This is a genomic window from Castellaniella caeni NBRC 101664 (assembly GCF_001592225.1).
GTDB lineage: Bacteria > Pseudomonadota > Gammaproteobacteria > Burkholderiales > Burkholderiaceae_B > Castellaniella > Castellaniella caeni.
In genome coordinates, this window is the sequence record NZ_BCWN01000005.1 from 43812 (window position 1) to 68548 (window position 24737).

18 protein-coding genes are annotated in these 24737 nt (G+C 69.2%); 1 reads left to right on the forward strand and 17 read right to left on the reverse strand.

Annotated elements, in window-relative coordinates:
- Positions 1 to 37: 37 nt before the first annotated feature.
- The 17 genes from CCA01S_RS04685 to CCA01S_RS04765 form a co-directional block, all read right to left on the reverse strand.
- Positions 38 to 880, reverse strand: a complete 843-nt coding sequence (locus tag CCA01S_RS04685; protein ID WP_066454785.1) for an MlaA family lipoprotein — start codon at positions 878 to 880, stop codon at positions 38 to 40.
- A 158-nt stretch (positions 881 to 1038) separates the two neighbouring features.
- Positions 1039 to 1572 carry an outer membrane lipid asymmetry maintenance protein MlaD gene (mlaD, locus tag CCA01S_RS04690; RefSeq protein ID WP_066454787.1) on the reverse strand — a complete coding sequence of 178 codons (534 nt, stop codon included), beginning with the start codon at positions 1570 to 1572 and terminating at the stop codon, positions 1039 to 1041.
- A gap of 12 nt (positions 1573 to 1584) precedes the next feature.
- Positions 1585 to 2373: a lipid asymmetry maintenance ABC transporter permease subunit MlaE gene (mlaE, locus tag CCA01S_RS04695; RefSeq protein WP_066454789.1), complete on the reverse strand. Its 789-nt coding sequence runs from the start codon at positions 2371 to 2373 to the stop codon at positions 1585 to 1587.
- Positions 2370 to 3191 carry an ABC transporter ATP-binding protein gene (locus tag CCA01S_RS04700; RefSeq protein WP_066454791.1) on the reverse strand — a complete coding sequence of 274 codons (822 nt, stop codon included), beginning with the start codon at positions 3189 to 3191 and terminating at the stop codon, positions 2370 to 2372. Before CCA01S_RS04700 ends, mlaE begins: the two co-directional genes overlap by 4 nt.
- Before the next feature lie 166 nt (positions 3192 to 3357).
- Positions 3358 to 4821 (reverse strand): glutamate synthase subunit beta, encoded by a 1464-nt coding sequence (locus CCA01S_RS04705; protein ID WP_066454792.1) that lies wholly within the window; start codon positions 4819 to 4821, stop codon positions 3358 to 3360.
- Between the two features lie 14 nt (positions 4822 to 4835).
- Positions 4836 to 9533, reverse strand: coding sequence for a glutamate synthase-related protein (locus CCA01S_RS04710; RefSeq protein WP_066454797.1), 4698 nt, complete (start codon positions 9531 to 9533; stop codon positions 4836 to 4838).
- 339 nt (positions 9534 to 9872) lie between these two features.
- On the reverse strand, positions 9873 to 10841 hold the full coding sequence (gene dhbA, locus CCA01S_RS04715) for a 2,3-dihydro-2,3-dihydroxybenzoate dehydrogenase (protein ID WP_269747418.1): 969 nt from the start codon (positions 10839 to 10841) through the stop codon (positions 9873 to 9875).
- Positions 10838 to 11512 (reverse strand): isochorismatase family protein, encoded by a 675-nt coding sequence (locus CCA01S_RS04720; protein ID WP_066454799.1) that lies wholly within the window; start codon positions 11510 to 11512, stop codon positions 10838 to 10840. The genes dhbA and CCA01S_RS04720 overlap by 4 nt, the downstream gene beginning before the upstream one ends.
- Entirely contained in the window at positions 11509 to 12666 is a 1158-nt protein-coding gene (locus CCA01S_RS04725) for an isochorismate synthase (protein WP_146030572.1), read from the reverse strand. Before CCA01S_RS04725 ends, CCA01S_RS04720 begins: the two co-directional genes overlap by 4 nt.
- A 7-nt stretch (positions 12667 to 12673) precedes the next feature.
- Positions 12674 to 13795 (reverse strand): YncE family protein, encoded by a 1122-nt coding sequence (locus tag CCA01S_RS04730; RefSeq protein WP_066454804.1) that lies wholly within the window; start codon positions 13793 to 13795, stop codon positions 12674 to 12676.
- On the reverse strand, positions 13792 to 17865 hold the full coding sequence (locus tag CCA01S_RS04735; protein WP_232304969.1) for a non-ribosomal peptide synthetase: 4074 nt from the start codon (positions 17863 to 17865) through the stop codon (positions 13792 to 13794). The genes CCA01S_RS04730 and CCA01S_RS04735 overlap by 4 nt, the downstream gene beginning before the upstream one ends.
- Positions 17814 to 18068: a phosphopantetheine-binding protein gene (locus tag CCA01S_RS04740; RefSeq protein ID WP_066454807.1), complete on the reverse strand. Its 255-nt coding sequence runs from the start codon at positions 18066 to 18068 to the stop codon at positions 17814 to 17816. The genes CCA01S_RS04735 and CCA01S_RS04740 overlap by 52 nt, the downstream gene beginning before the upstream one ends.
- Positions 18065 to 19747, reverse strand: coding sequence for a (2,3-dihydroxybenzoyl)adenylate synthase (locus CCA01S_RS04745; protein WP_232304970.1), 1683 nt, complete (start codon positions 19745 to 19747; stop codon positions 18065 to 18067). Before CCA01S_RS04745 ends, CCA01S_RS04740 begins: the two co-directional genes overlap by 4 nt.
- A 114-nt stretch (positions 19748 to 19861) precedes the next feature.
- A complete protein-coding gene (locus CCA01S_RS04750; protein ID WP_066454813.1) occupies positions 19862 to 20590 on the reverse strand; it encodes a 4'-phosphopantetheinyl transferase family protein in 729 nt (242 codons plus the stop codon).
- Positions 20587 to 21801, reverse strand: a complete 1215-nt coding sequence (locus tag CCA01S_RS04755) for an ABC transporter substrate-binding protein (protein ID WP_232304971.1) — start codon at positions 21799 to 21801, stop codon at positions 20587 to 20589. The genes CCA01S_RS04750 and CCA01S_RS04755 overlap by 4 nt, the downstream gene beginning before the upstream one ends.
- Positions 21802 to 21888: 87 nt before the next feature.
- Positions 21889 to 22671, reverse strand: a complete 783-nt coding sequence (locus CCA01S_RS04760) for an ABC transporter ATP-binding protein (protein WP_066454816.1) — start codon at positions 22669 to 22671, stop codon at positions 21889 to 21891.
- A 19-nt stretch (positions 22672 to 22690) separates the two neighbouring features.
- Positions 22691 to 23746: a FecCD family ABC transporter permease gene (locus CCA01S_RS04765; RefSeq protein WP_066454819.1), complete on the reverse strand. Its 1056-nt coding sequence runs from the start codon at positions 23744 to 23746 to the stop codon at positions 22691 to 22693.
- Positions 23747 to 23800: 54 nt separating this feature from the next.
- On the opposite strand from CCA01S_RS04765, the gene CCA01S_RS04770 reads away from it, so the two are divergent.
- Positions 23801 to 24667 (forward strand): alpha/beta hydrolase, encoded by an 867-nt coding sequence (locus tag CCA01S_RS04770; RefSeq protein WP_066454821.1) that lies wholly within the window; start codon positions 23801 to 23803, stop codon positions 24665 to 24667.
- Positions 24668 to 24737 lie beyond the last annotated feature (70 nt).

Genomic DNA, 24737 nt, shown 5'->3' on the forward strand with positions numbered 1-24737 from the left:
GTGGTTGCACCGGCCCGCGTCGGGCGGCAAGGGCGCGTCAGTGGGTGTCGGGGGCGTCCGGGTCTTCGTAGACGGGCAACGCGCCCTGGTCGGCAGGCCGGGCGGCCTGGTCGAGCGTGTCTTCGGTGCTGGCCTGCGCGCCCGTCTGGCGGCTATCCAGCATAGCCTTGCGGCGCTGCAGGTAGGCGTCGCGAATGAAACTGTATTTGTCCAGCGCGATCTGGTCGACCAGGCGGTCGGCCTGCAGCAGGCCGGCACGGGTATCGACGATGTACAGGCCGAAGAGGGAGTTGCGCACGGGGACGTTGTCGATGGCGAGCACCGCCGCCGTGGGGGTGACGGGTGCTGCCAGCGTGACCGCCGTGCCCGCGCCGTCGCGCACGGTGCTGGGGCCCAGGAACGGCAGTACCACGTAGGGGCCCTGGCCAAAGCCCCACACGCCCAGCGTCATGCCGAAGTCGTTGGGGATCTTGCGGGCGCCATGCATCGAGGCGACGTCGATGCAGCCGCCCAGGCCCGCCGTGGTGTTGAACAGCACGCGCCCGAAGGTATCGACGAAATCGCGGCCGCGACCCTGCAGCAGGCTGTTGATGCCCGACCAGACGTCGCCCAGGTTGCCGAAGATGTTGTGGATGCAGGTGCGCACCGGCTGCGGCGTGACCTTTTCGTAGCCGGTGGCGATAGGCTTGAGCACGGCCCGATCCACCGTGTCGTTGAAGGTGTACATGCCCCGGTTGTAGGATTCCCAGGGGTCGTTGGGCGAGGGGTGGGGTACGTTTGCACAACCGGCCAGCACGACTGCGGCGGCCCCTGCCGCGAGGGTGCGCGCAAGGCGGCGGTGGCGGATACAGGGCGGACGGGGCTGGGCGGTCGTGGTCATGGTGAAGAAAAGTCGGAGGCGGTCAGGTCGGGGGTGTTCGGATCGGGCTGAATGTGCTTCGCATTGTAACGGATGGCCTGGAGGCGGCGGTGGCGGACACGGGGCGGGCGGCGCGGGACGGGCGGCCGGTGCACCGCGCGGGGCATGGCGGCCCGGTGTCAGTGCGCGGCGGCGGGGGCTGCCGCGCTGCCGCCCGCCGCCGCGGGCGCCGCGCCCGTATCCGGGGCCGCCGAGCCTTGTTTCTCTGCCGAGTTGTACAGGAATTTGCTGATCAGGTCTTCGAGCACGACCGCCGATTGCGTGAAGCGGATGGTGCCGCCGTCGGCCAGGTTCTTGTCTTCGCCGCCCGGCGTGAGGCCGATGTATTGTTCGCCCAGCAGCCCCGAGGTGAGGATGGAGGCCGAGGAATCGACCGGGAATTGATACTGTTTTTCGAGATCGACCACCACGCTGGCTTGAAAGCGCTGGTTGTCGAAGCCGATGGAGGCCACGCGCCCCACCACGACCCCGCTGCTCTTGACGGGCGCGCGCACCTTGAGGCCGCCGACGTTGTCGAAGTAGGCCTGCACCTGGTAGGTGGGGGCAAACGAGAACGAGCTCATGTTGCCCGCCCGCAGGGCGAGGAAGACCAGGGCAATGATGCCCAGCAGGATGAACAGGCCAACCCAGAAATCGGTTTTTTCGCGTGTCATGAAATAGAACCCTCAGTGCGCGAACATGAGCGCGGTGAGCAGAAAGTCGAGCCCCAGCACGGCCAGTGCGCCATTGACGACGGTGCGGGTGGTGGCGCGCGAGACGCCTTCGGGGGTGGGCTGGGTCGTCCAGCCCTGGTACAGGGCGATGAGCGTGACCACCACGCCGAACACGAGGCTTTTGATGACGCCGTTGAGCACGTCGTTGAGGACGTCCACGCCGCCTTGCATCTGCGACCAGAAGGCGCCCGGGTCGATGCCGATGAGCACCACGCCCACGAACCAGCCCCCCAGGACGCCCACCATGGAAAACACGGCGGCCAGCACGGGCATGGCGATGACCCCGCCCCAGAAGCGTGGGACGAGCACCCGGCGGATGGGATCGACGGCCATGACTTCCATGGCCGAGAGTTGTTCACCGGCCTTCATGAGGCCGATTTCGGCGGTGAGCGAGGTGCCTGCCCGCCCGGCGAACAGCAGCGCCGTGACCACGGGCCCCAGTTCGCGTACCAGCGACAGGGCCACCAGCAGGCCCAGGGCTTCTTCGGAGCCGTAGCGGTTGAGGGTGTAATAGCCCTGCAGGCCGAGCACGAAGCCCACGAACAGCCCCGAGACGCCGATGATGAGCAGCGAGTGGTTGCCGATGAAGTGCACCTGCTGGGCGGTGAGCCGAGGGCGGCGCCAGAGCACGCTGCTGCGCGCCAGGATGGCGGCGAGCAGGCGGGCGAAGGCGCCCAGGCCAGTGAGCAGGGCGATGAGCCCGTGTCCCAGGGCCGCGATGCGGTGCGTCAGCGTTTTCATGCGGCCCCCCGGCGCGCGGCCAGCCAGCGTTCGAAGGCGGGCGTGAGCGGGTAGTGAAAGCCGATGGGGCCGTCGGGCTTGCCCTGCAGGAACTGCTGCAAGTAGTCGTCTTGCGCCGCTGAGAGCTGGGCCGGGGTGCCGTGCGCCATGAGCCGCCCCTGACCAATGAGGTAGACCTGATCGACGATGGCGAAGGATTCGGCCACGTCGTGGGTGATGAGGATGGAGGCGCAGCCGAGCTTGTCGGTCATGCCGCGGATGAGCTGGGCCGTGATGCCCAGGGAAATGGGGTCGAGCCCGGCGAAGGGTTCGTCGTAGAGGATGAGTTCGGGTTCGAGCACGATGGCGCGCGCCAGGGCCACGCGCCGCGCCATGCCGCCCGAGATTTCGGCGATGCGCAGGTGCGCGGCGTGGCGCAGGCCGACGGCTTCGAGCTTGTCGAGCACGCGTTCGAGGATTTGTTGTTCGGAGATGCAGGTGTGTTCGCGCAACGGAAACGCCACGTTCTCGAAGACGTCGAGGTCGGTGAACAGGGCCCCGCCCTGAAACAGCACCCCCATGCGCTGGCGGGTTTCGCGCAGGGCCTCGCCGCGCAGCGTGGCCATGTCGCGGCCAAACACCGTGATGGTGCCGGCGCGGGCCGGCAGCTGCCCGGTGACGGCGCGCAGCAAGGTGGTCTTGCCCGAGCCCGAACCGCCCATCATGGCCACGACCTGGCCCGGCATGACTTGCAGGTCGATGTCGCGCAGCACCGTGAAGTCGCCGTAGCCCAGGGCAACGTCGGCGAATGTCACGAGAGGAGTGGGGGTGGGGGTCATGAGAACGGAGCGCGCCTTCTGGCCTTCTGCTATGACTCTGGATTGTACCTGTTGTGTTGCGCGCCGATCGTGAAAACGCCGCCGCGCCCGTCAAGGGCACGGCGGCGTTCGTGCGCGGGTGCGCGGTCGGTCGTGCGTCAGCGCGCCCCTGGCGCGGCAGGGCGGTTCAGCGTGGCAGCACCGATGCGCCCATCAGGTACTCGTCCACCGAGCGCGCGCATTGGCGCCCCTCGCGGATGGCCCAGACCACCAGCGACTGCCCGCGGCGCATGTCGCCCGCGGCGAATACCTTGGCGCGGCTGCTGCAGTAGTCGTCGGTGTTGGCCAGCACGTTGCCGCGCGGGTTCACCTCGACGCCGAAGGCATCCAGGACGGAGCGCACCGGCGCGACGAAGCCCATGGCCAGCAGCACGAGGTCGGCCTGGATTTCGAAGCGGGAGTCTTTCACCTCGCGCATCTTCATCTGGCCGGTGGCCTTGTCCTTGAGCCATTCGAGGCGCGTGGCCACGAGTTTTTCCACTTTGCCGCCCTTGCCCTCGAAGGCCTGCGTGCCCACCGCCCAGTCGCGCTGGCAGCCTTCCTCGTGCGAGGTCGAGGTGCGCAGCTTGATGGGCCAGTAGGGCCAGGTGAGCAGTTTGTTTTCTTCTTCGGGGGGACGGAACATCAGCTCGAACTGGGTGACCGAGGCGGCCCCCTGGCGGTTGCTGGTGCCCACGCAATCCGAGCCCGTGTCACCGCCGCCGATCACGATCACGTGCTTGCCCTTGGCGTTGATGGGCTTGGCGATGCGGTCGCCATGGTTGACCTTGTTCTGCTGGCGCAGAAAGTCCATGGCGAAGTGCACGCCGCGCAGATCGCGCCCGGGCACCGGCAGGTCGCGCGGGTGCTCACAGCCGCCGGCGAGCACCACGGCGTCGTGGCTGGTCAGCAGATCATCCGGGGCGATGGTGTTCAAGCCGTCCTCGGCGTCCTCGGGGCGGCCGATGTAGGTGGAGGGGAAAAACTCCACGCCTTCGGCCTCCAGCTGCGCCAGGCGCCGGTCGATATTGGTCTTTTCCAGCTTGAAGTCGGGGATGCCGTAGCGCAGCAGGCCGCCGATGCGGTTGCTCTTTTCGTAGACCGAAACGCTGTGGCCCGCGCGCGCCAGTTGCTGGGCACAGGCCAGGCCGGCGGGCCCCGAGCCGACGATGGCCACTTTCTTGCCCGTCTTGCGGGCGGGCGGCTGCGGCACGACCCAGCCTTCCTGCCAGCCGCGCTCGATGATGGTGTGCTCGATCGACTTGATGCCCACGGCGGTGTCGTTCAGGTTGAGCGTACAGGCGGCTTCGCAGGGCGCCGGGCAGATGCGCCCGGTGAACTCGGGGAAGTTGTTGGTGGACAGCAGCGTGTCCAGCGCGCGCTTCCAGTCCTGCTTGTAGACCAGGTCGTTCCAGTCGGGGATGATGTTGTTGACCGGACAGGCGTGGGTGCAGAAGGGGACGCCGCAGTCCATGCAGCGCGCGCCCTGCACGCGTGCTTCTTCGTTGGTGAGCGGCGAGACGAATTCCTTCCAGTGGTGCATGCGCACCTCGGGGGCCTGCTTGGCGGGCGAGACCCGGTCGAATTCCATGAAACCAGTGATTTTTCCCATGATGCAGTATTCCTTCAGGCGGCCAGGTCGCGGGATTGAGCGGCCTGCCACAGTTCGGCCAGCGCGCGGCGGTATTCGATCGGCGTCACTTTGACAAAGGCGTTGCGCGCCTGATTCCAGTCGTCCAGCATCTCGCGGGCGCGGAAGCTGCCGGTGTGGCGGAAGTGGTTTTCCACCAGGCGGCGCACGATGGTCTCGTCGGTCTCGCGCTCGCTGTCGCGGCTTTGGTGGTGCCAGAACTGCACCTCGCCCGCCTGCTGCTGGGCTTCGTGCGTCGTGACGGGTTCCAGGTGCACCATGTCGCTGTTGCAGCGGCGCGCGAAGACGTGTTCCGGATCCCAGACGTAGGCCACGCCGCCGGACATGCCGGCGGCAAAGTTGCGCCCGGTTTCGCCCAGCACGATGACGGTGCCGCCCGTCATGTATTCGCAGCCGTGGTCGCCCGTGCCTTCCACCACGGCCACCGCGCCCGAGTTGCGCACGGCAAAGCGTTCGCCCGCCACGCCGTTGAAGTAGGCTTCGCCGCCCGTGGCGCCGTAGAGCACGGTGTTGCCCGCGATGATGTGATCCGGGCCAAAGCCGCGGAAGTCGTTGGGCGAGCGCACGATGAGGCGGCCACCCGAGAGGCCCTTGCCGACGTAGTCGTTGGCCTCGCCCACCAGGTCGAGCGTGATGCCGTGCGCGAGGAAGGCGCCGAAGCTTTGCCCGGCGGCGCCGTTGCACTGGATGTGGATGGTGTCGTCGGGCAGGCCTTCATGGCCGTAGCGGCGCGCCACTTCGCCCGAGAGCATGGCACCGATGGTGCGGTTGCGGTTGCGCACGGGGGTGATGAAGGACACTTTTTCGCCGCGTTCGAGCGCCGATTTGCTGCGTTCGATCAGTTGGTGATCCAGTGCGTGGCTCAGGCCGTGATCCTGGTTTTGCGCGTGGTGCACCGGCTCGTCGGTCGTCACCTGGTGGAAGATGCGGCTGAAGTCGAGCCCGTGCGCCTTCCAGTGGCTGATGCTCTTGCGCATGTCGAGCAGATCGACGCGGCCCACTAGTTCGTCGAAGGTGCGGATGCCCAGTTGTGCCATGATTTCGCGCACTTCTTCGGCGACGAAGAAGAAATAATTGACGACGTATTCGGGCTTGCCGTTGAATTTCTTGCGCAGTTCGGGGTCTTGCGTGGCCACGCCCGTGGGGCAGGTGTTCAGGTGGCACTTGCGCATCATTACGCAGCCTTCGACGATGAGCGGCGCGGTGGCAAAACCCACCTCGTCGGCACCCAGCATGGCGGCGATCGCCACGTCGCGCCCGGTCTTCATCTGGCCGTCGGCCTGCACGCGGATGCGGCTGCGCAGGCGGTTGAGCACCAGCGTCTGCTGGGTTTCGGCCAGGCCCAGTTCCCAGGGGATGCCGGCGTGCTTGATCGAGGACACGGGCGAAGCCCCCGTGCCGCCGTCGTGCCCGGCAATGACGACGTGGTCGGCCTTGGCCTTGGCCACGCCGGTGGCCACCGTGCCCACGCCCACTTCGGCCACCAGCTTCACCGAGATCGACGCGCGCTCGTTGACGTTCTTCAGGTCGTGGATGAGCTGGGCCAGGTCTTCGATGGAGTAGATGTCGTGGTGCGGCGGGGGTGAAATCAGCCCCACGCCGGGCACCGAATAGCGCAGCTGGGCGATGTAGTCCGACACCTTGTGGCCCGGCAGCTGGCCGCCTTCGCCCGGCTTGGCGCCCTGGGCCATCTTGATCTGGATCTGGTCGGCGCTGCACAGGTATTCGGCGGTGACGCCAAAGCGCCCCGAGGCCACCTGCTTGATGCGCGAGCGCAAAGAGTCACCGGCGGCCAGTGGGATGTCGGCCACGACACGGTCTTTGCCCAGCACCGAGGCGATGGTGTCGCCCTTGCGTACGGTGGGCTTGCCCGCGCGCATCTCGGCGCGGTAGCGCAGGGCGTCTTCGCCGCCCTCGCCGGTATTGGACTTGCCGCCGATGCGGTTCATGGCCACGGCCAGCGTGGTGTGCGCTTCGGTGGAGATCGAGCCCAGCGACATGGCGCCCGTGGCAAAGCGCTTGACGATTTCCTTGGCGGGCTCCACTTCGGACAGCGGGATGGCGTTGGCCGGATCGACGCGGAATTCGAACAGGCCGCGCAGCGTCATGTGGCGGCGCGACTGGTCGTTGATGAGCTGGGCGTATTCCTTGAAGGTGGAGTAGTTGTTGGCGCGCGTGGCGTGCTGCAGCTTGGCGATGGAGTCGGGCGTCCACAGGTGCTGTTCGCCGCGGATGCGGAAGGCGTAATCGCCGCCTTCGTCCAGCCGGTCGGCCAGCACGGGGCTGGCGCCAAAGGCAGCCTGGTGCGTGCGCAAGGCTTCTTCGGCCACCTGGAAGATGTCGATGCCCTCGATGTTGCTGGGGGTGCCGGTGAAGTATTTCTGCACCAGGCTGCTGTGCAGGCCGACCGCTTCGAAGATCTGCGCCCCGGTGTAGGACATGTAGGTCGAGATGCCCATCTTGGACATGACCTTCTTCAGGCCCTTGCCGATGGCGTGAATGTAGTTTTCCGTGGCGTGCGGGATTGTGGCTTCCAGCCCGGCCAGCGCTTCGAGTGCGAGCCAGGGATGCACGGCCTCGGCGCCGTAGCCGGCCAGCAGCGCGAAGTGGTGCGTTTCACGCGCCGAGCCGGTTTCCACGATGAGGCCGGTCTTGGTGCGCAGCCCGGCGCGGATCAGGTGCTGGTGGATGGCCGAGGTGGCCAGCAGCGCCGGGATGGCGACGCGCTCGGCGTCCACCTTGCGATCGCTCAAGAGCAGGATGTTGTTGCCGCTGCGCACGGCATCGGCCGCCGTGGCACACAGCGAGGCCAGGCAGGCTTCGATGCCCTCGCGGCCCCAGGTCACGGGGTAGGTGATGTCCAGCTCGTAGCAGCGGAACTTGTCATTCGTCTGCTGGCTGATGTGGCGCAACTGCGCCATGGCGGCCTGGTCGAGCACCGGCTGGCTGATTTCCAGGCGCAGCGGCGGGTTGACGTTGTTGATGTCCAGCAGGTTGGGCTTGGGGCCGATGAACGACACCAGCGACATCACCAGCTGCTCGCGGATCGAGTCGATCGGCGGGTTGGTCACCTGGGCGAACATCTGGCGAAAATAGTTGTAGAAGGGCTTGGGCCGGTCGGACAGCACGGTGAGCGGCGCGTCGTTGCCCATCGAGCCGATGGCTTCCTGGCCGGTGGTGGCCATGGGTTCGAGGATGAACTTGAAGTCTTCCTGCGTCCAGCCAAAAGCCTGTTCGCGGTCGAGCAGGCTGGCGCCGGGGGTGGGCAGGTCGTCGGCCTTGAGCAGGGGCAGGTCGTCGAGCTTCATGCGCAGACGCTGAATCCACTGCGGGTAGGGGTGCGCGTTGGCCAGCTGTGACTTGATTTCGGCGTCTTCGATGATGCGGCCCTGCTGCAGGTCGATGAGCAGCATCTTGCCGGGTTGCAGGCGCCACTTCTTGACGATGCGGTGCTCGGGGATGGGCAGGGTGCCGGCTTCCGAGGCGAGAATCACCATCTTGTCGTCGGTGATGAGGTAGCGCGCCGGGCGCAGGCCGTTGCGATCCAGCGTGGCGCCGATCTGGCGGCCATCGGTGAAGGTGACGGCGGCGGGCCCGTCCCAGGGCTCCATCATGGCGGCGTGGTATTCGTAGAAGGCGCGCCGCGATTCGTCCATGTCGGCGTGCTGTTCCCAGGCCTCGGGAATCATGATCATCATGGCGTGGGCGAGCGAATAGCCCGACATCACCAGCAGTTCGAGGCAGTTGTCGAAGGTGGCGGTGTCAGACTGTCCTTCGTAGACGATGGGGTAGAGTTTGGCGAGGTCTTCGCCCAGCACCGCCGAACTCATCACCCCCTCGCGGGCGCGCAGCCAGTTGAAGTTGCCCTTGACCGTGTTGATTTCGCCGTTGTGCGCGATCATGCGGTAGGGGTGGGCCAGCGGCCAGGCGGGGAAGGTGTTGGTGGAAAAGCGCTGGTGCACCATGGCCAGGGCCGAGACGACGCGCGTGTCGGTGAGGTCGCGGTAGTACACCCCCACCTGGCTGGCCAGCAGCAGGCCCTTGTAGACCACGGTGCGCACCGAGATGGAGGGCACGAAGTATTCCTGCCCGTGCGCGAGCTGCATGCGCTGGATCGCGTGGCTGGCGGTCTTGCGGATGACGTACAGCTTGCGCTCCAGCGCGTCGGGCACCATGATGTCCGGCCCGCGGCCAATGAACAGCTGGCGGATGACGGGCTCGCAGGCGCGTACCGTGGGCGACATTTCCATGTCGTGGTCGATGGGCACGTCGCGCCAGCCCAGCACCACCTGGCCCTCGTCGCGCACGGCGCGTTCCAGTTCGCGTTCACAGGCCAGGCGCGAGGCGGTTTCCTTGGGCAGAAACACCATGGCCACGCCGTAGTCGTCGGGCGGCGGCAGGGTGACGCCCTGGGCGGCCATGTCTTCGCGGTACAGCTGGTCGGGAATCTGGATCAGGATGCCGGCGCCGTCGCCCATCAGCTCGTCGGCCCCCACGGCGCCCCGGTGATCCAGGTTTTCCAGGATCTTCAAGGCCTGCTGGATGATGGTGTGGCTTTTGTGCCCTTCGATGTGGGCGACGAAGCCCACGCCGCAGGCGTCGTGTTCGTATTCGGGGTGGTAGAGACCCTGGGCGGCCGGCAGGCCGGGGGGACAGGAGACAGGGTGGGTCATGGCTGGACTCGCTAGGGTGACACGGAAGCCGACGACGGCGGCCTCATGGAATGCCCGCCCGGCAGGTCTGCGCGCGGCGCCCGCAGGGTGGAATCAGAAAATTACGCCCACAAGCCCTTGTCCACAATAGGTTTTTACTTGATACGTCCCTATTTACTTCGCCTATATATCAAATGATTTATAAATGGGGACATATCAAATTCGATGAAAAATAAAATGAGCCGTCTCACTGTTCAAAGCGATGGCTCAGGGAAAGCCCGGGTTGAATGCGTGCGGAATTTTCTGGGCACGGCTGTGGCGCCCGTTGAACGGCGCCCGTTGCCGGGGCCGTCCACCGACTCAGCCTTGATCCAGCGTGGCGCCGCCATCGACGCGCAGGTCGTGCAGCGTGATGTGGCTGGCCTGATCCGACAGCAGGAAGCGCACGGCGTCCGCGATTTCGTCGGGCGTGGCGATCTTGCCCAGGGGGATGCCCAGCCGCCACTGCGATGCATTGCCCTGGATGACGGTTTCACGCGAGCTGCCCAGCGCCCACATGGCTTGCTGCATGGCGGTGTCGGTCGAGCCGGGCGAGACGATGTTCACGCGGATGCCGTGCGGGGCCAGTTCCAGCCCCAGACAGCGGCTGAACTGCGTGACGGCGGCCTTCGAGGCGGCATAGGCGGCCATGCCGGCGCGCGGCGTGCTGGCGGCGTTCGAGCTGACGGTGACGATGGCGCCCGCGTGGCGTGCCCGCAGGCGGCGCGCCACGGCGCGACAGACGTGAAACACCCCGGTGGCGTTGACCGCAAAGCAGTGCGCCCACTGGGCATCGTCCAGATCGACGACTTCGCCCATTTCGAGCACGCCGGCCACGCTGGCCAGGCCGTCCAGCGGCCCCAGCACGGCTTCCGCCTGGGCGACGACGTGTTCCACCTGGGCGGCGTCGCGTACGTCCAGGGCGGCTGTCCAGAGCCGGCCTGCCAGCGGTGGCAGGTTGGCCTGGGTGCGGGCTGTCGGCGTGTGTGCGGCCTCGTGCGGTTCGGGCTGGATGCCCGGTGTTCCGGGTGTTGCCTGGGCCTCGGAGACGTGCGCAATCGACAGGTGCCGCAGACCTTCGGCGTTCAGGTCAACGGCGGAGACGCGCGCGCCGTGGGCCAGCAGTTGCCGCGCGACCGCCGCGCCGATGCCACTGGCAGCGCCTGTCACCAGGATGTGGCGGCCTTGAAAGTCGGCTGGCTGAGGCTGGGTCATCGGGGCGTGCGCGCCGACGGGGGAGGATGCGACGGAGGATGCCGTCATGGGGGATGGTGTGGCGGGGGTGTTCATGCGTGGATTTCCTGTGCCGCGGCCTGCTGACCGCTGTGTTCCAGCGCGGCGAGCGTTTCGGCGGTGGTCAGACTCATGCCGCAGCGCTGCGCCACGTGGCGGATGGCCATCTGGTGATCCGCCAGACTGAAGTCGGCGCAGGCGTCGATGAGCAGAAAAGGCTGCACGTCCTGCATGAAGGCGTCCAGCGCCGTGCTCAGGCAGCCGATGTGCGCGTAGACCCCGGTGATGAGCAGCTGGTCGCGCCCCAGGCCCGCCAGGCGGGCGCGCAGGTCGCTGCGCTGAAAGGCGCTGTAGCGCCATTTGGTCAGCACGGTGTCGTGCGGCCGGGGGCTGAGCGCCGCCACGATGCCCGCCTGCGCTTGCTGCCCGGGTGCGGTCAGGCCCGGCCCCCAGAAGTCGTTGAGCAGCGCGCGGTCGGCGGCGGGCTGCACGGGCGGCTGGGCGGTGTAGAACACCGGGATGCCCAGGGCGTCGCAGCGGGCGCGCAGGCGGGTGATGGCCGTGATCAGCGCGGGGATGGGGGCCTGGGCCACGTCGTACTTGCCCAGGAAGTAGTCCTGCATGTCGTGGATCAGCAGTGCGGCGCGGCGGGCGTCGGGCGCCCAGTGCGCGCGATTGTCGACCGGCGCGTCCGGCATGGTGTAGGTGGGCAGCGAGGGAATGCTCATGCGGCGGCCTCCAGGCCAAGGGCGTCGAGGATGGTGCGCAGCTTGTTGCCGGTTTCGGTGCGTTCCAGCGCGGGCACCGAGCCGGGCACGATGCCCGCGCCGGCGTACAGCGTCAGGCGGCGCGCGTGGGTGTGGGCGCAGCGGATGGCAACCGACCAGACGCCGTCGCCGTGGGCGTCGCACCAGCCGACGGCACCGGCGAAGTAGCCGCGTTCGAAGGGTTCGATGTCGGCGATGGCCTGTCGGGCCTGTGCGGTGGGCAGCCCGCAGACGGCGGGCGTGGGGTGCAGGGCGATGGCGAGATCCAGGGCCGTAAGGCTGGCGTCGGCCAGTTCGCCGTGGATGGGGGTGCCCAGGTGCCAGAGCCGGGCGGTGGACGTGAGGCTGGGTCGCGCGGGGATGTCCAGCGTGCGGCACAAAGGCCGCAGCACGGTCTCGATGGCCTCGACCACGACGGCGTGCTCGCGCAGATCTTTGGGTGAGTCGAGCAGGGCTTGCGCCTGGTGGGCGTCGCGCTCGGCCTCGGGGTGGCGCGCCGCCGTGCCCGCCAGGGGATGGATGTAAATCCGGCGGCCCCGGCGCTGCACCAGCAACTCGGGGCTGGCGCCGATGAAGTAGGCGCCGCCGTCGGTCCCCAGCGGCATGGCGTAGGTGTAGCCGTGAGGGTTGCCGCGCCACAGCCGGGCGAGCACGCCGGGCAGGTCGATGGGCTCGGCCAAATCCAGCCGCAGCGTGCGTGCCAGTACCAGCTTGCGCAGGCCCGGTTCGTGCGCCAGGCGCGCCAGGGCGGCGCGCACGCCTTCTTCGTAGCGGGCGCCCGAGGGCAGCTCGTGGCGCCGCAGCACCGCGGTCGGGCGCGGGGCCGTGGCGGGCGCCGCGGCATTGGGCGTGTGCAGCAGGGTTTCGGGGATCAGCAGCTGCGCCGGGTGCGCCGGGTCGTAGGGCAGCAACCCCAGCAGCCGGGGGGCCGCCTGCTGGCGGGCGGCCTCGGCCAGCAGACGCGCCGCCTGTGCGCCGACATCGCCCTGCGCTTCGGCGCGCAGCAGGCAGCCGCGCCCGTGCAGCACCTCGTCGGCAGTGGCAAACAGCGTGTCGCCGGGGCGGAAGTCAGCGTTTGCGCCGGGGGCGGCGCAAGCCGTGGTGCGAGTCAGCATGTCCATTTCAGCGGCGGGCCTCGATGCGTACCAGGCGATCCGCGCGCGGGTCGTCCTTGCTCTTTTTGACCAGCGCCCAGGCCGTGCCTTGCGCATCGAGGGCGATGTGGTTGGGCGCCGAACCGGTGGCGATCTGTGCCTGGACGACGCCCGCGTCGTCCAGCACCGTGACCGTGCCCGCCATCCGGTTGGCCACGTAGACCAGGCGGTGCAGGGGGTCGAAGGCCACGTTCAAGGCGCCCGCGCCTGTGGCGATATGTTGCAGCACTTGGCCGTTGCGGCTGTCCAGCACCGTGACGTCGCCCGACTTCTGTGCCGTCACGTAGAGGCGCTGCGCCTGGCTGTCGACCGCCAGCCCCGAGGCTCCCTGTGCACCGGGGACGTTGTAGCGGGTGACCTGGCGGCCCGTCATCGTGTCGATGCCGAAGACTTCCGCCGTGTTCAGGCTGACGGTATAGAGCCGCTGGTGGGCCGCGTCCAGCGCCAGGCTCATGGGCTTGGGCGCCTCGCCCGCGCCGCTGAGCGTGATGCCGGGCAGGGGTTGCAGCGTGTCGGTGTCAAAGACGTGGATCACGTTGCTGGCGGGCGACGACACGTAGGCGCGGCTGTGCGCGGCGTCGATCAGCACGTCGCGGGCATGTGGCGTGGCATCGTCGGGAAACTGCTTGACCAGGCTCAGGTCGTCCTGCCGGTAGACCGCGATCGAGCCGCTGCGGGTGTTGCTCGTCCAGACTTGCCCATGGGTGTCGTCCACGGCGATGCCGTAGGCGGCTTGCACCTGCCCGTCCTGGCGGCTGGCCTGCGGCGCGGGCGTGACCAGGGTTTCGATGCGCAGACGGGATGGGTCAAACTTCACGAGCTTCGATTCACGCACGGGTGGGCGGCCCACGGCGCTGGCGACGTACAGGCGCTGGCTGCGGGCGCTGTAAGCGCCTTGGTAGACGCCTGGCACGAGGTCGATGGCTTGTGCCTGGAAGGCCCATTGCGGGGCGACGGTGGCCGTGGCCGCAGTGTCGGCGGGCGCGCCGGCCTGGGTGGCGCAGCCTGCCGCCAGGCCCAGCAGCGCGCAGGCGAGGGCGGTCTTCAGGACGCGGTTCAGCGGGGTGCGTTGGGCAAAGTGCGGGGTCATGCGGTTTCCTTGTTCAATGGAAAAGCGAAAGAGGGGGCGTGCGGCGCCGGGTCGCGGGCGCACAGGTCGGCGTCCAGCCAGGGCGCCATGCGGCGGACGGCATCCGCGCCGGGCAGCGCTGCGTGCGTCGTGGCAATGGCATGGGTGTGCAGGTCGCCGACGTGCGGCAGCCAGGCCTGGGGGCGCAAGCCCGAGTCGCCGTGATCCAGCGCCGCCTGGACGTGCAGCACGGCGCCGTCGTAGGCGCTGTGCCGGTGGCTGCGCACGAGGCGGTTGGTGTGGTTGACCGTCTCGAAGATGGCTTCCAGCTGGGCGTCGGACAGCTCGCCCAACGGATGGCCCGCGGCGCGCAGAAAGGCGACCACGCCGGCGCGGTTCAACTGTTCGGATGGCAGCGCCTGCGGGTCGGCGCCGGCGATGTGCAGCAGGGCCTTGTACAGGTCGTCCGGGCCGGGGGCGGGATGGTCATGCCAGACTTCGCAGGGGTAGGCGTCCAGCAGGATGACGCTGCCGACGCGCTGGCCCCGCTGCCGCAGCCGGGTGGCCACGACCTGTGCCAGGATGCCGCCCACCGACCAGCCCAGCAGGTGATAGGGCCCCTGGGCCTGCAGGGATTCGATCCGCTCGACGTAGCCCTGGGCCATCTCGGCGAGGCTGGCGGCGGGCGGACGGCCTTGGGGTGAGAGCGTGGCTGCCTGAAGGCCATAGACCGTGCGAGGTGTCGCCAGGGCATGGGCCAGGGAGCGATAGCACCAGGACAGGCCGCCCGCCGGGTGGATGCAGAACAGGGCCGGGCGTCCGGGCGCTTCGCGCAGCGTGATCACGTCGCCAAAGCCGTCGTGGGCCGTGCTGGCCGGGTGCGCGTCCAGGTGATCCAGGTGAGCGGCCAGGCGCGCCACCGTCGGGTGCTGGAAGATGGTGCCCAGCGCGATGTCGTGCGCGCCGCGCAGCTGCAAGGCCAGGCGCGCGGCCAGCAGCGAGTGGCCGCCCAGGGCGAAGAAATCATCCTCGGCGCACGGGGTCTCGGGCAGGCCCAGCACCTGACGGAAGGCCTGGGCGACGCGTGCTTCGTTGGCGCCGCGCGGCGGGCGGCCCTGGGTCTGGGGGGTGTGGGCCGGGGCGGGCAGCGCCTTGCGGTCGAGCTTGCCGTTGGCGGTCACGGGCAGGTGCGGCAGGAACACCCAGGCCGTGGGCACCATGTAGTCGGGCAGCCGCGCCGCCAGGTCGGCGGCCAGGGCCGCGCGTTCGGGGGCCGTGCCTGGTTCGGCCACGACGTAGGCGGCCAGCAGCGCGTGGCCGGGCAGGTCTTCGCGCACCAGCACGACGGCCTGGGCGACGTCTGGCCGGGCCATGAGCACGGCCTCGATCTCGCCCAGTTCGAGGCGCTGGCCGCGCAGCTTCACCTGGTGGTCGATGCGTCCCAGATAGACGATGGCGCCGTCGTCGCGGCGTGTGGCGAGATCGCCCGTGGCGTACAGGCGCGGGCCGGGCAGCCCCGCAGGGGCCGGGATGAAGCGTTCGGCGGTCAGGTCGGGGCGGCCCAGATAGCCCGTGGCCAGCTGCCGCCCGCCCAAGTAGAGCTGGCCCGGCGTGCCGGGCGGCACGGGCCGCAGCAGGGTGTCGAGCACGTGCAGCTGGGTGTTCCACACCGGCCAGCCGATGGGGATGGGCTGGCTGTCGTCGCTGGCGCTGGCGGCCCACCAGGAGACATCGACGGCGGCTTCGGTGGGGCCGTACAGATTGTGCAGTTCGGCCTCGATGGTCTCGTGGAAGCGATCGCGCAGGGCGGCGGGCAGGGCCTCGCCGCTGCAGAACACCAGCCGTGGGCACAGGCCTCGCGCGTCGGGGTCTTCCAGCAGGGCCGCCAGCATGGACGGCACGAAGTGCAGCACGGTGACGGTGTGTGCGCGGATCAGGCGGCACAGCCAGGCCGGGTCGCGGTGCGCGTCGGGTGGGGCCACCAGCAAGCGTGCGCCGCTTAAAAAGGGCAAGAACAGTTCCCAGACGGAGACGTCGAAGGTGGCCGGGGTCTTTTGCAAAATGCGGTCGTCCGGGCCGATGGCGTAGTGCACCTGCATCCATTCGAGCCGGTTGACGATCGCCGCGTGCGGCACGATCACCCCCTTGGGGGCGCCCGTTGAGCCCGAGGTGTAGATGACGTAGGCCGGGTCGTCCGGCCCTGCCGCCGGGGCGGTGTCCGTCTCCGTCCCGGCGACGGGGCGTTCGAGGTCGTCGGGCGCCAGCGGCCGGGTGCTCAGCCCGTCGCAGAGGGCGGCGGGGCCCAGCAAGATGCCCGCCTGGGCATCGTCCAGAATCTGTCGCAGGCGGGCGGCTGGTTGTCCGGGGTCGAGCGGCAGGTAGGCGGCGCCACTGCGCAGGATGGCCAGCAGACACAGCACGCGCCGGGCCGAGCGTGGCAGGGCCACGGCCACGCGCGTACCGGGCCGCGCGCCCAGGGCGCGCAGGTGGCGGGCGGCGTTGGCCGTCCAGGCGTCGATCTCGGCGTACGTCCAGGCGTGCGCATCGGCAGCGGCGTCTTGCAGGCCCGGGTGCCGCGGCTGGGCCCGCAGCCGGGCGTGGATGCGCGACCACAGGGTGCCAGGGGGCAGCGGATGATCGCTGCGGTTGGGGGCGAGCGCCCAGCGTTCGTGCTCGTCGGGAGTGAGGGTGGCGACATCGGCCAGCCGCGCGGCGCCCAGGGCGGTGCCCAGGAAATGCGCCAGGCGTCGCAGGTGCGCCCGTATTTGTGCTTCGGTGTACAGGCGCGGGTTGGCTTCGATTTCGAGACGCAGCCCGCCACCGTCGGGCGCGGCGCGAAAGCTGAAGGTGAGGTCTTCGACCGGCCCGGTGCACAGCACCGCCTGTGCGGCGTCCAGGCCCGCTGCGGCGTAGGGGGCGTCAAAGGGCAGCACGTTCAAAATCGGGCCGTGCAGGCGCGGCAGCCCGCCGGGCAGCGTCAGGTCGCGGCGCAGCTGCTCGGCCCGATAGCGGCTGTGGCGCCGCAGGCCACGCAGGCCGCGGGCAGCCTGCGTCAACAGATCGGGCAGCGGGGCGGTTTCGTCCAGCGCGCACACCCAGGGCACGACGTTCATGACGGTGGCGACGGTGCGCGCGCTGCGGCTGCCCAGGCGGCCCATGGCGGGCACCCCGACCACGCAGGCCGTCGGCCCCAGGTGGCGCGCCACGTAGGCCGCGCCCAGTGTCGTGAGAATGTCGGGCCAGCTGACCTCGGTGGCGGCTTCCAGCGCCTGCAGGGCGGTGACGAGCGCGGGAGCGGCCGCCTGCTCGTGGCGCAGGCAGCGCGGTGCGCTCAGCGCGCTGCCGGTCGCCAGGCTGGCGGCGGGGACGTGTGCGGCGCAGTGCTCGCGCCAGAAGGCCTGCGCCCGCAGACGGGCCTCGCTGCCGCGCCAGGCCTGGTCTTCGTCCCAGACCGGCGCGAGCGGAGTGAGTGCGTTGTCCGGTGCGCCATCCGCCTGGCCGCCGGAAGCAGCGTACAGGCGGATGGCGCGGCCCTCGATGAGGGCCATGGCATAGCCGTCGGCGGCCAGGTGATGGACGCGCTGATACCAGAGGGCGAGGGCCGGGCCGCAGAGAAACAGCACCTGGCGGCAGAGCGGGTCGCGCAGCGGATCGACGGGGCGTTCGAGGTCGGCCCGGATCCAGGCCCAGGCCTGGTCGTGGGCTGGTTCAGGAGGCAGGTGGCGCAGGTCGCGCACATCCAGGCGTGGCTGGCGTGCGGGGTCGAGGCATTGCCGCGGGCCTTCGGGGCCCGTGGCAAAGCGCAGCGCCAGCGCCTGGGCTTCAGCCAGGGCCTGGTTGACGGCCTGCTCGAAGCGCGGCACGTCCAGCGGCGTGCGCACCGTGGTGCAGTGCGCCGGATTGAAGATGGGATTGCCCGGATCCAGCTGCTGGGCGTACCAGAGCCCTTCCTGTGCCTCGGTGAGCGGCACCCAGGCGGGGGCTGGCGACGCGGCGTTGGACGGCCGTGCGCCATCGGGGGAGGCCGGTGCCGTGGCGTTCATGGGTGGCTGGCTGGGGTCGGCGTGGCGGTGCGCGACACCAGCGCCCACCACTGCGCCAGCGTGGCTTCGAGCGCGAGGTCGGCGAATTCGACCTGGGCACCGGCTTCGCGCCAGAGCGAGGCGAGCTTCATGAGCCGCATCGAATCGAGGCCGAGATTCATCAGGTTGTCGTCGTCGAGAATGTCGGCGGGGGATTCATGCAGCAGGCGGGCGACGTCGGCGCGCATGCTTTCGAGGGTCAGGGTGGTCATGAGGTGGCGGTTGAGTCGTTGGCGGCGGTAGTGCCGGCGGCGCTGGCTTCCTGGGCCAGCAGTTGGGCCCGCAATTGGGCGCGCAGGGCCTTGCGGCTGATTTTCAGGGCGGCTGTGGCGGCGAATTGCGTGACGAAGACGATCTGGTCGGGCACTTTGAAGTCGGCGATGCCGCGCCCGCGTATCCACTTTTTGAGGTCGGCGGCACGCGGCTTGTCGCCCTTGGGGATGATGAAGGCGCAGCTGCGTTCGCCCAGGTATTCGTCGGGCACGGAGACGACGGCGGCATCGAAGACCTGGGGGTGCGAGAGCAGGTGGTCTTCGATTTCCTCGGCGGAGATTTTTTCGCCTGCCCGGTTGATGTGGTCGCCCGCGCGGCCCTGCACTTCGAGATAGCCCTCGGGCGTCATGCGCACGATGTCGCCCGTGCGGTAGTAGCCGTCTTCGGTGAACGAGCGGGCGTTGGCTGAGGGGTTGTCGTGGTAGGCGCGGATGGTGTAGGGGCCGCGGGTGAGCAGGTGCCCCGCCTGGCCGGGGGCCACCGGCTGGCCCGCGTCGTCCAGGATGAGGATTTCGTCGTCCGGGCTGATGGGGCAGCCCTGGGTGTGGATGATGCGTTCTTCGGGGTCGTCGAGCCGGGTGTAGTTGACCAGCCCTTCGGCCATGCCGAAGACCTGCTGCAGCGTGGCGCCCAGCACCGGGCGTACCCGGCGGGCGATCTCGGCCGACAGCTTGGCGCCGCCCACCTGGATCGTGCGCAGGCTGCTGAGATCGTGCGCGCTGCGCGGCGCCAGGTCGAGCCATTGCAGCAGCAGCGGCGGCACCAGGCTGGTGACGGTGACGTGTTCGCGCTCGATCAGCGCGAAGGCTGATTCCGGGTCGGGCGAGGGGCTGAGCACGACGCGCCCGCCCGCATACAGCGTGCCCAGAAAACCGGGCGAGCTCATGGGGAAGTTGTGCGCGATGGGCAGCGCGCCCAGAAAGACGGTGTCGGGCCCCAGGCCGCAGATGCGCGCCGATTCGCGCAGGGTGTAGATGTAGTCGTCGTGCGTGCGCGGGATGAGCTTGGACAGCCCCGTGCTGCCGCCCGAGATTTGCAGGAAAGCCACCTGCGAACCCTGCGAGACGCTGGAGGGCAGGGCGCTGCCGTCGATGGCGTAGAGCGCGTCCAGCGGTGTGAACGGCTCGGCGTCGCCGCTGATCCAGACGTGTTCGACGGAGGGGCAGCGGGCCTGCAGTTCGGTGGCGAGCGCGCGGTAATCGAAGCCGGCGTGCGTGGCGGCGGCGACGTAGGCCCGGGCGCCCGAGCCCTTGGCGAAGTGCTCGATCTCGGTGATGCGGTGGGCGGGCAAGGCGTAGACGGGGATCAGCCCCGCGCGAAACAGGCCCATGACCGTGCCGATGAAGTCGGGGATGTTGGGCAGGTGTACCACCACGCGATCGCCGCGCTGCAGGCCGGCCTGGGCGAAGCCCGCCGCCAGCGAGGAAGCCCGGCGGTCGAGTTCGGCGTACGTCCAGCGCTGTTGGCCGCCGACCACGGCCAGTCGGTCGGGGTGGGCGGTGGCGCGCTCGCGCAGCCAGGCGCCGAAGGTTTCGTTGCGCCAATGGCCGACGGCCCGGTAGCGTTTGGCGAATTCATCCGGCCAGTGCTGGGTCGGGAGCGGTGTGCTTGAGGTCACTTTGCACATGATAATGAGAATGAGAACGGTCTTAAGTATAGAAAATGTGCCGGACGTTGGTCTAGTGCCTCGTGGTTTTCGCCTGCGGGCCGACGCGCCTGGTTTCGCGGCGGTTCAGCGCGGCCCGTCCAGCCAGGCGTCCAGCGAGCACCGGGTCAGGCACCAGCTGGCCGTGGGCGTGGGCAGGCACAGCGCCGCGCAGTGGGCTGCCGAGTCCCAGAGCAGCCGGACGTGCCACCCGGCCACCTGGGTGGGGGCCAGCACGGCCTGCCAGCCTGGCCCTGGCGCGAAGCGCAGCTGCCCGGGTTCGAGCAGCAGGCCCAGCCCGCAGGCCTTGAGCGTGGCTTCGCGGCGCACCCACTCGGCACAGAATGCCTGTTCGCCGCTGACGTTGCTTTCTGCGCTGCCTTCTGGCTGATGGCGGTTCGGCGTGCCCGTGGCGTAGCGCCACAGCGCTGCGTTGACCGTGTCGGGACACCGCTCAACATCCACGCCCATGGGGTACGGGCCGACGGCCACCAGCACCTGGTCACCGCTGTGGGCGACATTGAAATGCCAGGCGGGATCCGCGCCCGACGTGGCGGCCAGTTGCGGCTTGCCGTGCGGGCCCGCCATCAGCGGCACCCGGGCGGGCGACAGGTTCAATCGCTGCGCCAGCAGACGGCGCGCCAGGGCGCGTCCCAGCAGGCTGCGCAACTGGTCGTGTGGCTGGCGCAAGCGGGTGATCCACCGCCACTCCGCGTCCGGCAGATCACACCGCAGGTGTTGTGCCTGCCGTGCGTCGGGCAAGCCGTGCAGCGCGACGACCCGCGTCAGAGATCCGTCGGCGGGGGCCGGGCTCATGAGCCTGGCTGCAGATCGACCAGATACGTGCCTTGCAGCGGCACCGCCAGGAATTGTGTGTTGATGGCGCGCAGCATCGCGGCGGGGTCGATGTCGGCGAAGCGCTGCGGGTGTATCCAGTGGGCCAGGGCTTCGATGAAGACGACGTGCAGCGGCGAATCGTTGAAGGCGTGCCAGATGCCGTGGCTGTTGCCCGTGCGCACGGCGGGCAGGGCTTCGAGGTGGTTGGCCTGGATGACCCGCTGCAGGCTGGCGCGTGCCTGCGCTTCGCCGACGCCCGCCCCGATGGCCAGGCCGGTGGACGCGCTCGACCCGGTGCCCGTCGCCACGTAGACCTGCGGCGCGCGGGCATTGATGTATTCAAAATTGAGCTTGCCGGTGGCGCTCTTCAGCGCGTCGGCACCGATGTTGTGCCCGCCCGCGTAGCGGATCATCTCATTGAAGGTGCCTACGCCCGGCGAATTGCAGCAGTCGGTGGTGCCCGCATGGGCATGCACGAAGACGGGCGGGCGCTGCGCCTCGGGCAGGTCGGCCAGCCGCTGCGCTACGGCCTGCATGTGCTGCTCGTAGAAGCGGATGAAGGCCTCGGTCTGGGCGACGTGGCCGATGGCCGTGCCCAGGGCGCGCAGGCTGGGCACCGTGTTTTCCAGCGGACGCATGAAGAAGTCGATGACGATGACCGGCACCTGGGCGGCTTCCAGGCGGCGGATGATGGGCGAGTCTTCAGCGCGCTGCCCCTGCGCCAGGCCGGCGAACGAGGCCGTCATCACTACCAAGTCGGGGCGCAGCGCCAGCGCGCTTTCCACCGAGAAGGAGTCTGCCGTGTGGCGGCCCACCACCGGCACCTTGGCCAGGCTGGGAAAGCGCTTCAGAGCGGCCTGGTAATCGGGGGCGAACGAGGTCTTGAATTCGTCCGACCAGCCCGCCAGAATGGCCGCCGGGTCGGGCGTGAGCAGCGACAGCACCTGGAAGTGCCGCGCCTGCGCCAGCACCACGCGGTGCGCGGGGCCTGGCAGGGTGACGGTGCGCCCCAGCACGTCCGTCACCTGGATGGGTGCGGCGCTGGCCGGGCCCGCCAGCAAGGCGGTGCAGGCAAGCAGCAGGGCCGCCAGCAGCCCGTGCGCGCGGCGCCACAGGCTTGGTTTGCAGCGCGGGCCAGGGTTGGATGGCGTCGTGGGCTGGCGCGCGTCGGTGCCGGGCAATGGGGCCAAACTGCGTCGTGAGGCCGGACGGCGTCGTGGGGCTGAAGGGTGAGCCTGGGTCGAAATCATGGTGAGGCCTTGCAAGGGATGGGGCGGTCAGACGGCCGGGGTGCACAGGCCGTCGATCAAGACGTGGCGCAGCCCGCGCGAGCAGGTTTCCACGCGCGCATTCACTTGATACACCTGCGCCAGTGACTGCGTGGTGATGACGGTCTCCGGGCTGCCGTGACCCACCAGCTCACCTGCGCGGATCAGCAGCGTGTCGTCGCTGTGCTGCAGAGCCATGTTCAGGTCGTGCAGCACGATCATGGTGGTCAGTCCCTGGGCCTGGGTTTCGTGGCGCAGCAAGTCCATCACGTGGCATTGGTAGTTCAAATCCAGCGCCGAGAGCGGTTCGTCCAGCAGCAACAGGCGCGGGGTGCGGATGAGCGCCTGGGCCAGGCCCACCAACTGCTTTTGCCCACCCGACAGCTCGTCCAGATAGCGCATCGACAGCTGTTCGATGCCCAGCCGGGATAAAACGTCGAGAATGCGCTCTGGGCTGACGGCCTGGGCTTGGGGACTGAGGTCGGAGGCGCGTGCGGCGACCAGCACGGATTCGAACACCCGCAGGTGCACCGAGGCGGGCAGCGATTGCGGCAGGTAGACCACCTGCTGGGCGCGGCGCTCGAACGATTGGCGGGTCAGATCTTGCCCGTCCAGCACGACCTGGCCGCCGCATTTCAGCAGCCCGGCAATGGCCTTGAGCAGGGTGGACTTGCCGCTGCCGTTGGGCCCCAGCAGCGAGACCACCCGGCCCGGGGCCAGCGGGCCGGCGTTCAGCCGGTGGATGATGGGGCGGCGGCCATAGGCCACGGAAAGATCCTGGATCTGCAGCATGGTCAGCGTGTGTCTGAAGTCATTTCACCTGCCGACGCAGGACGACGGACAAGAAGAAGGGCACGCCCACGAGCGAGGTGACGATACCTACGGGCACGATGATGCCCGGCACGATGTTCTTGGACGCGATCGAGGCGAGCGACAGGATGGTGCCGCCCACCAGGGCGCTGCCCGGCAGGTAGAAGCGGTGGTCTTCGCCAAACAGGCGCCGGGCGATGTGCGGGGCGATCAGGCCGACGAAGCCGATGATGCCCACGAACGACACGGCCAGCGCGGCCAGGATGCTGATGCGCACCAGCGCCGTGAGGCGCAGGCGCGGCACGTCGATGCCGAAGCTGGCCGCGCGGTCTTCGCCCAGGCGCAGGGCGGTGAGCTTCCAGGTGTCGCGCAGCGACAGCGGCAGCAGCACGACGATGGCCAGCAGCAGGATGCCCAGCTTGGGCCAGGACGAGCGCGCCAGGCTGCCCATCGTCCAGAAGACCAGGCCTTGCAGGGCCTCGGCGCTGGCGACGAACTGCACCAGCGACACGGCGGCGTTGAATGAGAACACCAGCGCGATGCCGAACAGGATCAGCCCCGAGGTGCTCATGGCGCCCCAGCGGGCGACCAGGTCGAGCATCAGGGCCGATACCAGCGCAAAGACAAAGGCGTTGGCGGCCACCATCCAGGATTGCGGCACGCCCGGCAGCGAGAGCCCCAGCACGATGGCCAACGAAGCGCCGAAGGCCGCCGCCGAGGATATCCCCAGGGTGAAGGGGCTGGCCAGCGGGTTGTTCAAAATGGTTTGCATCTCGCCGCCCGCCAGGCCCAGCGCCAGGCCCACCGACACCGCCATCAGGGCATAGGGCAGGCGGATGTCCCAGACGATGACGCGTGTGGTGGGGTCTGCGAGCGAGGGCTGGAACAGCGCGTGGCTGAGTTCGGCCCAACCCAGACCCGAGGGCCCCAGCATGAAGTCCGCCAGGATCGAGGTCAGGATGACGCATCCCAGCAAGCCCACCAGCAGCCAGCGGCGGCGCAGCAGCTGCTGGTAGTGCTGCAAGGGTGCGGGGGCGGCGGTTTGGGTGATGTCCATGAATGAGAAACGTTTACAATTCCGCCAGTATAGAGGATCGAGAGCTGCTGCGTCATGACGGCATTTTCCACCGAATTCACGCTTTCCCGGACGGATGGCCGCCCGTGCGTCGTGCGGCTGGCCGTGCCCGTCGGCCCCGTGCCGCCGGGGGGCTGGCCGGTGGCTTATGTGCTCGACCAAAGCCAGTTCGACACGATGTGCCTGACCGCAGGCCCGCACGGCTTGCCGGGCCTGCTGGTGGGCCTGGCGCCGCAGGTGCCCGCGCAGCGTGTCTGGGACTACGTGCCCTTGCGCTGGCCCGGGGCGGCGAGCCCGCCCGAGGAGGCGGCACTGGCGCCCGCCGCCCGCCCGCCCGGCTATGTGGCGCCGGGCCAGCCGCCCGCTGGCCTGTGTGCTGGCGCGGCCTGCTGGCTGCGGGTGCTCGATCGTGTCCGCGCCCGGCTGGCGGCCGATTTTCCTTTGCACCCGGCGCGCCAGGTGCTGGCGGGCCATTCGCTGGGGGCGCTGTTCGCGCTGTACGTGTTGCTGCATCGCCCTGGCACATTTGACGGTTATGTCCTGTCCAGCCCGTCGGTCTGGTGGGGCGGCGGCTATGCCCGCCGCCTGGTGCGCCGCCGCCTGGCCTGGCTGGTGCGCCAGGGCCTGCCGTCCCTGGGTCTGGCCCTGTCGGTGGGCGAGTTCGAGCAAAGCCTGAGCCCCGAAGAGGCCGATCTGGATCCCGAGGCGCGCGCGCAACAGCTGCTCAAGCGCCAGCGCCGTGCCATGGTGGACGGGGTGGGCGCATTGGCGGCGGACTTGGCCGTCGCCCCCGGCCTGCGGCTGCGTCACACAGTATTGCCGGGCCATGTCCACCGCACCGCGCCGCAGGATGCGCTGCTGCCGGGGTGGCGCTGGCTGCTGGCGGGTGATGCTGCGAGGTGATGCTGCGAGGCGCGTGGCCTGGTGGTGTTGCGTTGTGAAGCAGAATTGCGAATTAAGGTTGCGAATGAGA